We start from the raw sequence: 11,020 nt of genomic DNA, 5'->3' as shown, positions 1-11,020 counted from the left end.
TGCGACGATCGAAAGAGTGGCCGACTGCATGGCCGTCAACCCGCGGACCTTGCAACGCCACTTGGCTCAAGCAGGTACGTCTTTTCAGCGGTTGCTGGATGACACACGCCAGCAATTGGTACGCAATTACCTGCAAGTCCCGACGATCAGCCTGACGCAAATGGCACAGCTGCTGGGTTACGCCGATGTCAGCACGTTCTCGCGTGCGTTTCATCGCTGGTTTGGTGTGACTGCACTGGAGTGGTGTAAGCAATCGGGGTTAAGCAGGCAGCCTTTGTTGCTTCAGAATCGAATGAAAGGTCGACTGTGAACGTATTCGTAAAATCCTGCGATTGAGCAGCCTGTGGTGAAAGACAGCTTTTACAACAAGCGGATTTGCAGCGAGCACCTGCTTTCAGTCGGTAGCTGCCTTTCGCGACAGGCAGCTATCGCCAAAAGGAGTCAGTCGTAAGTGTCCAAATCGGTGAGTAAACTTGGTCGTCTCGTTCACGGTTTATCTGTCGAGCTTCCGCCATCGTTGAAGAAATCGTCCGCTGCAACCATGCCGAAATTATCAGTTAATTTGTCCTTTTCATTTTCACTAAACATCGTTTGGGCGCGCCTTTCCTGCTTAAGGCTGGCAACTGTCTGGAAAAAGCAGCGTTCACACAGGTGTATCTCATAGCGCTCACCATCGTGGGCCGAGCCGTATCCCCAGTGGGCCTGCAACATGGCGTATTGGAGGCCATAATCCTCGACGCGAGTGCTTTCGAGGCAGACATCGCACAGGATGTCGCTCACGATCTCAACTTCTTTCTTTTCTTTGATCTTCATCATCACCTCCCGTAGCCCAAAACAAACCCACCTAGAAAAGCATAGTAGACACTGAACAATGACAAAACACTGCCCACGGGAAGCCGCATACACCGCATTCATTCTTTCCGACTTAGTCCCCTGCAATCTCGGATCGCTGCCTTATGATTTAGCCAGCCGCTATCGGCCATTTGCAGTCGTTAGCGAACGGCTGCAATGGGTCTAGGCTGTGTGAAAACACATGCGCCGTTTTGAAGTCTGCGTTGCTACGTAAAATCTGCCAGCGTTTGGTTTATCAGCAGCCCGAAAATTTGCGTAGGATCGCGATTTTCGCTCGAGTCCTAGCTGCCAATCCTGCTTAAAAACGTTTTCACACAGCCTGGGTCGTAAGCAGCCTCGCGCCGGAGGTTGCCAGGCGCTGCGAAGATGCTCACGTAACGGCCGACTCAGCCCCTTCGGCTTCGGATACGCGTAAACAACGTGTTCACGGCCTCAATATCCCCAAGCAACTCATCAGGATGTGTTACGGGACGCTGCTGGCCGGCCGCATGTGAATGCGCGCTCACATTGCGGCAGCATCGGTCGTGCAGGCGTTGCACTTCACGAAATTCCTGCTCCTGCACAGCCATCACTCCGTTAAGCCGGCCTACTGAAATTCCGTCGCGGAACCGGACAACGGTTTCGTTGAGTATCGTGTCCTCGATACCGATTTCGATCGTCACGCGAAGATCACTGTATGCATTACGGATCGCATACCGCTCAGTGTCTCCGGGAGGGGTGTTGAAGGTTGCTGCAATTTGCTGCTGGTCACGACGGTGTTGCGCGATGCGCTCGCGGTGCCGGCGCATGTCATACGGCAAACCGGAATCGACGTAGCCAGGGCCTTCCGCCCGGTAGCTGATCGACCTCACTTCAGGTGCCAGACCCGCATCTTGGCAGAGCGTTAACAGTTCACCGAAGAATACAGCGTCGTGTGTGAATACAATGACTTGCCGGTTGGCGGACTCTTCGACAATTCGTTGCGCGACGGCGGTTCGATGGCTGTGGTCGAGGCTTGAGACCGGGTCGTCGAAAACGATTCCGGAAGTCGATCCCGACTGGTGAAGCTCAGCAAAGAAGTAGGCAAGCGCACACATACGCTGCTCTGCCTCGCTCAACACTTGGTACGGGGCAAGCTGGCAGTCCAACAGCTGAATTCCCAGGCGAACTGCCCCGGCCTCACCGGCTGAGCTGACTCCAGCTTCAACGTGCCTAAGCTCCAGCCTAGTGAGCTCCTCGTTCATGCGTCCAGCCAGAGCCTCACTGATGTAAGTCCGAGTCAGTTGGCCAGCCAGCACGCTAATCGGCCGTGTGGCTGCAATGTCATTTAGGCAATTCTGGAGCCGAGCCCTGTGGGCCAGGTTATCAATCACCCGTGCTATGCCTTCGATATGCTCGGAAAGTAGCTGCCGCGCTTCCAGCTCTTTCAACCGTAGCTTTTTGGCCGCTAAGGCCTCTGCGTCCATGTTTGCGCGCAGGCGGCCCGCCTCTACGCGAAGTACTTCCGCAACCTGAGTGATCGACGCCACCGGATTCGCTCCACGATACCCAGGACAGTCCTGCCATACCCCAGTAGCCACCGCTCTTTTGAGCCACTGAAGTCGGGCGACCAAGTCATCCTGAAAGGTCTGGATATCGTCCGGAAGCGCTGGCACACGCGCCGTCAGGCTCTCCAGCATGTTAGGGGCAACTGTGAAGTCGACACTTGCTGGACCGACTTCTCGAACGATCTGCTGCCAAGCGTTGCGTGCAGCCTGAGCAGTCTCCGCCGCCCGGTCTCGAATGTAGTGATCGAATCGCTGCAAGCGGTCCTGCGCTTCAGGACTGAGCTCTTGCTGGCAAAGTACACAGACTGCATCGTCATAGGTGACCGGGAAGGCCTGTCCTGGATAAGCAGTGCTGGACGAGTACTCACGAGCAGCGTTGAATAGCAACGCCCAAGGACCTTGCCCCGTTCCAGGAAGTAGCTGTGTAGCATCTCCTGCCTGCAACATGGCGGACGCMGCACGTTCAGCTGTCTCAGCCTCAACGACGGCTCGATGTGCCTGGTGCTTGGCATCGATAGCCTCTTCAGACACTACGCCGGCCACCACAGCGATGAGGCTGGCCAATTCATCGACCCGCGTTGCAGCATGGTCAAGTAGCGAGGCCCGGGCAGTTGGGTCCGCTTCGCTGATTTCCTGCGGAAGTCGTACACGCTCTGCCTGCTCATCATCGGCGAGCGTAGCCAATTCACGCGCTCGCGTCAGATCAGTGGTTGGGCCAATCGGATGCACCGCCCGTCCGGCAACGGTGTCGGACGGAATGACACTGAACGGTGTCGTGTCTGTTGCAAGGCCCGTGATCTCAGCCTGTAGCGCGGGGCGCAGAGCCTGATTGAGTCCATTCGCCAACTGCTGGAGATAAGTCAGAGCAGATGGCTGAAAGTTGGCAGCTTCTCGTGACTGGAGGTAATGCCGAGCGCAGTCGCCATCGAAAACGGAAATGCCCCGGAGTTCTGGCTGCGGTACGTTATCGCGATGACTGCTCCAGGTCGTCTGTTCGGCGGCGCCGTCCAGCGCGAAGTCAATAGCAGCGCTTGGTATGAGTTGCTGGTAATCCGCAGCGTAAGCATTGGCGTAGACAGCACCTGGGCTCCGGGCACGGCACGCCTGCTTCAGCACCCGTGCGTAACCGGACTTCCCCGTGCCGTTTCCGCCGTACACGATGGTGAGACCATGCGGCTGGAAGTTCAGAGCCTGACTGTTCGGGATCTTCCCCACGTTAGTAAGTGAATGCAGGGACTGCAATACGACGGTGTGGTCCCGATTCGCCTCGGCGGGGAAATGGTCTGCGGCGAATAGGACAGGCTGAAGAACCGGCAGAAATGCGCTTCGCACCCCATGGTGTTGCTTAGCGAGATCGAGAATTTCGACAAGATCCTGATCAATCCAGTCACCCTGGACACACAAACGGCGCAAGGCGTCGCTGCGCCACGGCGGCAGCCTTTCCGACCAAGCCAGTACTTCCTCGTATATAGCCATGCCTTACCTCTCTAAGTCCGTGAGGTTGTAAGGATAGTGCACCAGTCGCTACCTGGTGGCCGGCGAGCTCTGAGTCTGGATGACGACGCCCGCGCAACTCCGTCGCGTTGTGACAACCTGACTGTATGGGATGGTGGTCCTGCTTCCGCACACAAAGAATCAGCTGCTCTCGATGAGTAGGTGGAGCAAGTGCGAGATACCAAGATTCCATCTGGCGAGCACGTCGGTCGCTCTCTCAACCGGCAGTTTCCGACCCGAAACCGAACTCCGCGAAGGACAGCTATTGGCTGTGGATTCAACCGGTCGATGCAACACAACTAAATGCATCGACTTGCTTTTTATCAGCCCGAGGATGCCGACTTAACCCTCAGGAATCGGACATTGTCGCTGCGGGCTTCCGGGATCTTGGCTTGCGCTTGGTCGCGGCAGCCTGGCGTAGCTGAGTCAGCTGCTGCTCCAGTGTTTCAGCGCGGGCCTGCTGCGCTGCGGCACGTTGCTGGGTTTGGCTGAGCTCGGTCTGTATCGACTCCAATCGCCGTTGCAACTGCTCGACGTGCCGCCCGGTTTCTTTGAGCCGGGCCGACATCGCCTTACCCTCCTCCCGGGCGTGATCGACCTCGCGGTGCGCACGATCCTCGACCCCGCGTACGTAGCTCTCCTGCGCCACGCGCTCCTGCTCGGCCTTGAGCCGCGCCTCCTGCAGATCCTGTTGCAACGCCTGGTTCAGTTGTTGGGCCTCGCTACGCTCGTGCAACACAGCTTCACGCTGCTGCTGCAGGTCCTCGATCTGCGCCTGGCGCTGCGCCAACAGCAGTTCCAGATCGGCCAGGCGCAACTCCGCCGCCTGGCGCCCGGCCACGGCGTCCGCCGCCTGCTGGCGAAACTGCGCCGCGTCTAGGCGCGCCTGGTCTTCGACCGCCGCCACCCGTTCGCGTTCGACGGCCAGCACTTGGCGTTGTTCGCTCAGCGTCTGTTCGGCGACACCTTGGGCTAGATGAATCGCCTGTTGCCACACCGCCACAAAAGCCTGTGACACCTCTGCGGGCAATGCTGGCAGACGGGTCTCACCGCTCAAGCGCTCGGCCAGACGCGTCCACCATTGATCGAGTAGACCACCGACCCGCGCCGGGCTGCCGCGTCCCAGTTCCAAACGCACGCGCTCTACGGTCGGGCGTTCGCCGCGGGCCAGCACCGCATCCGCGGCGGCAAACACCTCGTGTTCCGGCACCCCTACTGCCATGGCTCATCTCCCGCTATATTAGGTCTGATAATAGAATGTTATCCGATCTTATTTTCTAGAATATGGATTTATTGTACGTTGAACGTATTAAATATTACAGACCAGTTGCCCCTGATCGACGAAACCCCGCTGGACCCGCATTTTCTGGCACTCAACGCCCAGGAAGCGGCGGCGGCCTTTATCGCCGCCGGTACCGCGGCCAACACGGTACGCAGCTACCGCAGCGCCCTCGCCTACTGGTCGGCCTGGCTGCAGTTGCGTTACGGCCAGGCACTGGGCGATGCGCCACTGCCCGCTACCGTGGCCGTGCAGTTTGTGCTCGATCATCTGGCGCGGCCGCTGGAACACGGCGGCTGGGCCCACCTGCTGCCGCCATCGATTGACGCGGCACTGGTCACCGCCCGGGTCAAGGCCAAGGTGGGACCGCTGGCGTTCAACACGGTCAGTCACCGTCTTTCAGTGCTCGGTAAATGGCACCGACTCAACGGTTGGGACAGCCCGAGCGAGGCGCCGGCGCTGAAGTCCCTGCTGCGCGAGGCACGCAAAGCCCAGTCGCGCCAGGGCGTGAACGTACGCAAGAAAACCGCGATCGTGCTTGAGCCGTTGCAGGCCCTGCTCGCCACCTGCGACGACGACGGCGTGCGCGGGGTGCGGGATCGCGCCCTGCTCCTGCTGGCCTGGAGCGGTGGCGGCCGACGGCGCTCGGAAGTCGTGGGGCTGCAAGTCGGTGATGTGCGCCAACTCGATGCCGACACCTGGCTGTACACCTTGGGTACGACCAAAACCGACACTGGCGGTGTGCGGCGTGAAAAGCCACTGCGTGGGCCCGCAGCACAAGCGCTTTCCGCCTGGCTGGCCGTGGCTCCAGCCGAAACCGGCCCGTTATTTCGCCGGATGTATAAAGGCAATAAAGTTGGGATCACACCCTTATCGGCAGATCAAGTCGCGCGCGTTGTGCAGCGTCGGGCGAAACTGGCCGGCCTGGAGGGGGATTGGGCGGCGCACAGCTTGCGTTCGGGCTTCGTCACTGAAGCTGGCCGCCAAGGCGTGCCTCTCGGCGAGGTAATGGCCATGACCGAACATCGCAGCGTGAGTACGGTTATGGGATATTTCCAAGCTGGATCCCTATTGTCCAGTCGTGCGACACATTTGCTGGAAGATGAATGAATACCGCCGACCTCAGACTCCAGATCATCCACCAGCTTTGCTCGCACCGCCTCAGACTCCGCTGCATGCGGTAGTCGACTTGAATATGGCGACCGGCTTTGCTCAGGATGCACCTGCCGTCCAGACGGCTATCATGGCTGCCACGCAGGGACCGATTCGTGCCTCTGAGTTTTACGACAAAACCAGTGCTGCAGCTTGGAGGTCCAAACCATCTTGGTATTTGGTTGCTCGTGAAGACTGCTTGATCCAACCCGACCGTCAGCGTGCATTCCCGAAAAAATTCCAGCGCAGGCACCGAAAATCGAGACCAGTCCTGTGCCACAACAGTCGCGTCCAGCGCATGTGGCCAATGTCATTACACAAGTCTCAGGCAGCGGCCCCAACCGTGGTTGATTCGGCGGTGCAACCGCTGAACCCTAAAAGCACTAAAAACAGGGCTTAACGAAGCTACCCGCGCCCTGTAGCGAACACTTGGAGCCATGGCCATTGCGTATTGTTTGCAATGAAGGAGTGCTTAGTTGCGTTTGCTATCCCACGCTGGGATGGCCCGAAGGCCTAATGGGCAAGCCCAATTTCCTTTAGTCCTGATTCCAAGAGCCGTGGCCGTAGTCTAGCGAGCGCATTCGTGGGTACAGCCAACCAGAAGAGATTGCGCGCTCGGGTTAGCGCGACGTAGCCGATCCGGCCGACCTCGCTATCCACTCCTGCCAGCATGGACTCCACATTCGCCGTTTTCGCTACGTAAAGCACCGCGTCTATGCTCTCACCTTTGACCTGATGCACTGTCTGAATTCGCAACCTTGGTCCAACTGCTGCGCGCAGCTCAATCGCCTCAACTAATGGTCCGGCAGGAAGCAACGCGCGTGACAGCCGTCGATTCGAGCCCTCAGAAGGATTAAGAGCAAAGTCGGTCTGCAACGAATGCAATAACTGGCGAAGGCGGGACTGCAAGGCTGGAAGCCATTCGACCACTCCTGGGAGATGCGACGAAGGCAACCCGACCTCAGGGTCTCTGGTGAACCTCCAGATCCGCCGGCGTAGTTCAAGCGAGTCGGGATCGGGCAATGTACTCGAGAACTCTGCCAGTAAGCCCACAGGCGGCTCGTCGCTGCGCTGGAAACCGATCACATCTCTGGCAGATTTCTAAATGCCTAGGGCGTTCGCAAGCGCGGAAAGGTTGTCAGCTAGAGTCTTCTGTTGGGCGCGAGGCTGCTAGCATTTAGCTCAGAAAGGTGACTCTTAAGATCCTTACGGGCGAAAACCCAAACGCGAGATGACTATTACGCACCTCAAATTAAAAGAGCGTACATTTGTTAACAGCTACCTCGAAACGCGAACAGGGCTTCATCTGCTTAGAGGTGATTCCAGTCATGCGTGGGGCACGCCTGTTATCGGAGAAACCTAAAAAGAGAGGAGATACTGTAATCTGAAACATGCGCGTTACACTGTTCCATCAGCAACAGCTAAAATGCATTACATTAGCCATCACCCAGAACTGGATCAGATGCACATTTAGTTATCACGACGCGAGGGATCAACGCAGCCAAGATATCGGTTCCCCCTCGCGCTGAAATGCGCATATGATAAGCTGCTTTTATAACTTTGTAGTGGATTAGGTCATGAAGCCCATTATTAGCGAAGCCTTGGTTAAACGGGCATTAATAAGCTTGGAAAGGAAAGGTGTAAAAGCGACGCTGGAAGCGATTCGTGCAGAAATGGGTAATCACGGTTCAAAAACCACGATAGTTAAACACCTACGAGCTTTAAAATCTAAAGAGCTGAATCAATCCGCGGAACGATCTAAATCTCACGAGGAGATAAACAATGACCAATTCCAATCTCAGGATTCATCGAGCCTATGGAGTCAGCACAACGATTTCGCTCGCCTGCTAGAAACATTGCACAAATATGGCGCTACCAAGGAATACCCAGAATTAATAGAAGAGCTTTGTAAAATAATTGCAGACCTGAAGCAAGAAAATATTAAGGTAAAAAATGAACTTAGTTCATTGAAATATTTTCAACGACAGGTCATAGATGCATTGAATGTCACGGCGAAAACTTAAGCATAGCGATCTAAAACGCAGATTGTTAGCTTCGGAATTTTTTGTAGGAGCCTGTATCGTAGGTCGCGCACTCGTTTATAAATTTTCTTTTCACGAGATGTTTTGTCGCCGGAACGGAATGCGGCGCGATTATTTATATATTTCATAAATAATTCTCGCTCGGACCAATTGAGGCGACAGATGGCGCTGCACCACGCTGCCCATGCTGTGGGAGCCTGGCCGGATTGGTACGTCGCATAATCCTGAGAGACAATGCTCCACGATTGAAGTTTTTCCGCACTGATAGATGAACATAATCGTGCAGGGGAAAATGCTTGATTGCTTTCACATCGTACCATCACTACTTCCAATAAATAATCAGCAAAGGGTTTCCATAACGGCTCTAAAATTAGCTGAGCATAGCTCTCAGCTAGCCAGTCGGTGATGTATGCAGTCCAAACTTCGTATGGTTTTGGAGAAATTATCATGGCCACTAGGAACGTGATGCGATCCAGTACAGGCATTAAACTCAAGTCATCCCAAAGAACTCTCAAATATAATTTATTTGCTGGATACACCTCCGTCTGGAGCACTTGGTGAATATCAAGGTGAGCACTTGATTCGTCCATAATTTTCCAGAATGGATGGTTCAATAAATCGCGCAATTTCGGCTCTAAATCGACAATTATCGCCAGTTTGTCATTCTGAGGCATTTGGCCTTTTAAAAACATGTTCCATGAGCGCTTCTCCTGCGCACCATGGGCAAGTCCTAATCTCCGTTCATACCAACGTGCCAATTGATAACCATTAGGTTGGATGCCCGCAAGTTCTGTAAGTCTTTGAGCTAAGACCGCTGCTTTCAGCGCCTGCAACGGTGTTTTGTTCTTACGCCCCATTTGAATGCCACCTCCTCATAAAATGCGTCAGTATCATTCTGTAATCCACCGTACCAAATCAAGGTTTTCTTCACGTCGCCAACGCACAAACTTTTTCGTGCTTCAAACCCCCGTATTTATTGAGTTCGGACATGCGAGTTATTTTTTTGTTGGACCCTAGGAATCATGCACGGTCGATCGTTAGTATTTTGCCGACGGGGCCAGTATCAACAGTGCGGTGAATACGGACCGTACCGTACACATTTAGTGCCGAGCATCAACTTGAAAGGTAAAGGCCCTAAAGGGAGAAATTTTTGAGGATCGCAATTGAGTGCGGTCACCTTGTGGTGGCCAATGGTAAGTTAGCAGTAGTAATGGAGGTAGGACCGCAGGGTAATGTGACGGTCACTGAATATGGTATTGGGACTGTATCAGTAGTCGATCTCGCGAATATCCAACCTATCCCACAGTCTCGCGACAGCGCTGAATACAATAAACGTAACGTAACTCATATAACGGAGCGCAGCGCCTCGCAAATGATACTAGCGGGCGAAAGATCATCCGTTATTGAATTATTTATTAATAAATTACATACGGCAAAAGACGCTGCGGCATTGTTAGGCGTTAAAAAAAGCGCATTCTATGAACTCGTTAAAAGATACAGCCCAGACTTAGGCCCTGTCACACTAATAAAAAATAATCCCGGCCCTAAACCAGGCAGTATGCGAACTGATACTGAAACTATACACGTTATTAAAGAATGCTATGACAAACACTATCACGGAAGATCAGCTTCGTACGCAAATGTATGGCGACAAGTACAAAGTGCATGCCATGCACTTGGGTTAATGTGCCCAAGCCTTGCAACTGTAAAAAAAATAATAAAGAGCATAGATGAAAAAGAAATATTTCAAAAAAAACATGGCAGTGATGCGACGAATCAGATTTATCAATCTCGTCCCGGCATCGTCTTTACAGACCGCCCTCTTCAAGTAGCACAAATGGACCACACACGAGTAGATTTAATACTTCGCGCAGAACATGATCGTACGAAAGTTATAGGAAGACCTTGGCTCACAGTAATTATAGACGTGCACACGCGCGTCATCCTAGGTTATTACCTGACAATGTTTGCCCCTTCACTAATTTCTGTTCAGCAAACAATGGGAATGGCAATCCTCCCTAAAAGCAGTGGTTATTTTCAGTTAGCTAGCGAATCAAATCATTATCCATATTTTGGCTTTCCCGAAAGATTATTGATGGATAACGCAGCTGAATTTCGATCTCCGATACTTGAAGCGACATTGCGAAAATATAAAATAAATCCCGAGTGGCGAATCATTGGCAAAAAGCATATGGGCGGTCATATTGAACGTTTGATCGGGACTTTCATGACCTCTGCAGTACATTTTCTACCAGGAACTACCTTCTCCAACATACAGCAGCGCGGTGACTATGACAGTGAAAAACATTCTGCTTTAACGTTTAAAGAATTTTGCACCTGGTTCGCAGGACAAGTGCTTATCTATCACGGCACTGTTCACTCTCAGTTAAAAAAATCCCCAAAAGATGCATGGGAACAGGCGTTTCGCGAAAAGCAAATCACCACGCCCGAATTGGTCGTAAATCCGCAAACGCTGTATCTAGATTTCTTACCAGAAAAAATAAAACCCGTGAGAAACAATGGAATAACACTCAATACTAGGCGATATTACACGCCGAAATTAAATCGAGTCCAAGGAAGAGGCAAGGTAATCGTAAAGTTCGATCCGTATGATTTGACCGTAATATGGGTCAATATCGAAGGGGTGTATGTGCGTGTACCACAAGTGTCTTTAG

Annotated in this window: 8 protein-coding genes; 4 read left to right on the top strand and 4 right to left on the bottom strand. The window is 53.6% G+C overall.

Annotated elements, in window-relative coordinates; all coding sequences use genetic code 11:
• Positions 1-310 (top strand): helix-turn-helix transcriptional regulator (locus ACXRVY_RS08955; RefSeq protein ID WP_458237267.1); only part of this gene is annotated, 310 nt, incomplete at its 5' end.
• 176 nt (positions 311-486) lie between these two features.
• Here the strand turns inward: ACXRVY_RS08955 and ACXRVY_RS08950 are convergent.
• From ACXRVY_RS08950 to ACXRVY_RS08940, 3 genes are all read right to left on the bottom strand, one after another.
• Positions 487-813, bottom strand: a complete 327-nt coding sequence (locus ACXRVY_RS08950) for a hypothetical protein (protein WP_457265859.1) — start codon at positions 811-813, stop codon at positions 487-489.
• 425 nt (positions 814-1,238) lie between these two features.
• The gene (locus tag ACXRVY_RS08945; protein ID WP_457265858.1) at positions 1,239-3,854 is read right to left on the bottom strand and encodes an AAA family ATPase; all 2,616 of its coding nucleotides are present in this window, start codon (positions 3,852-3,854) and stop codon (positions 1,239-1,241) included.
• A gap of 367 nt (positions 3,855-4,221) precedes the next feature.
• On the bottom strand, positions 4,222-5,094 hold the full coding sequence (locus tag ACXRVY_RS08940) for a DNA-binding protein (protein ID WP_457265857.1): 873 nt from the start codon (positions 5,092-5,094) through the stop codon (positions 4,222-4,224).
• 78 nt (positions 5,095-5,172) lie between these two features.
• Here ACXRVY_RS08940 and ACXRVY_RS08935 point away from each other — a divergent pair, with 78 nt between their 5' ends.
• Both ACXRVY_RS08935 and ACXRVY_RS08930 read left to right on the top strand, forming a co-directional pair.
• Positions 5,173-6,261 (top strand): site-specific integrase, encoded by a 1,089-nt coding sequence (locus ACXRVY_RS08935; RefSeq protein WP_457265856.1) that lies wholly within the window; start codon positions 5,173-5,175, stop codon positions 6,259-6,261.
• A gap of 1,619 nt (positions 6,262-7,880) precedes the next feature.
• Complete coding sequence (locus tag ACXRVY_RS08930; RefSeq protein ID WP_457265855.1) at positions 7,881-8,327, top strand: DNA-binding protein; 447 nt, start codon at positions 7,881-7,883, stop codon at positions 8,325-8,327.
• On the opposite strand, the gene ACXRVY_RS08925 is transcribed toward ACXRVY_RS08930, so the two are convergent.
• Positions 8,324-9,202 carry a hypothetical protein gene (locus ACXRVY_RS08925; protein ID WP_457265854.1) on the bottom strand — a complete coding sequence of 293 codons (879 nt, stop codon included), beginning with the start codon at positions 9,200-9,202 and terminating at the stop codon, positions 8,324-8,326. The two genes, ACXRVY_RS08930 and ACXRVY_RS08925, sit on opposite strands and share 4 nt — an antisense overlap.
• 293 nt (positions 9,203-9,495) lie before the next feature.
• Between ACXRVY_RS08925 and ACXRVY_RS08920 the strand changes: the two genes are divergently transcribed.
• Positions 9,496-11,020, top strand: a 1,525-nt coding sequence (locus ACXRVY_RS08920) for a Mu transposase C-terminal domain-containing protein (protein WP_458237266.1), incomplete at its 3' end; no start/stop codon positions are given.

This window comes from Pseudomonas sp. P5_A2_2, assembly GCF_054177685.1.
Note: the sequence above shows the minus strand (reverse complement) of the source record. Positions and strands in the feature narration are given on the sequence as shown.

Bases quoted from the DNA above. Each gene is read 5' to 3' on its own strand.
- ACXRVY_RS08925 (WP_457265854.1), bottom strand. From the start codon at position 9,202: ATGGGGCGTAAGAACAAAACACCGTTGCAGGCGCTGAAAGCAGCGGTC.
- ACXRVY_RS08950 (WP_457265859.1), bottom strand. From the start codon at position 813: ATGAAGATCAAAGAAAAGAAAGAAGTTGAGATCGTGAGCGACATCCTG.
- ACXRVY_RS08940 (WP_457265857.1), bottom strand. From the start codon at position 5,094: ATGGCAGTAGGGGTGCCGGAACACGAGGTGTTTGCCGCCGCGGATGCG.
- ACXRVY_RS08930 (WP_457265855.1), top strand. From the start codon at position 7,881: ATGAAGCCCATTATTAGCGAAGCCTTGGTTAAACGGGCATTAATAAGC.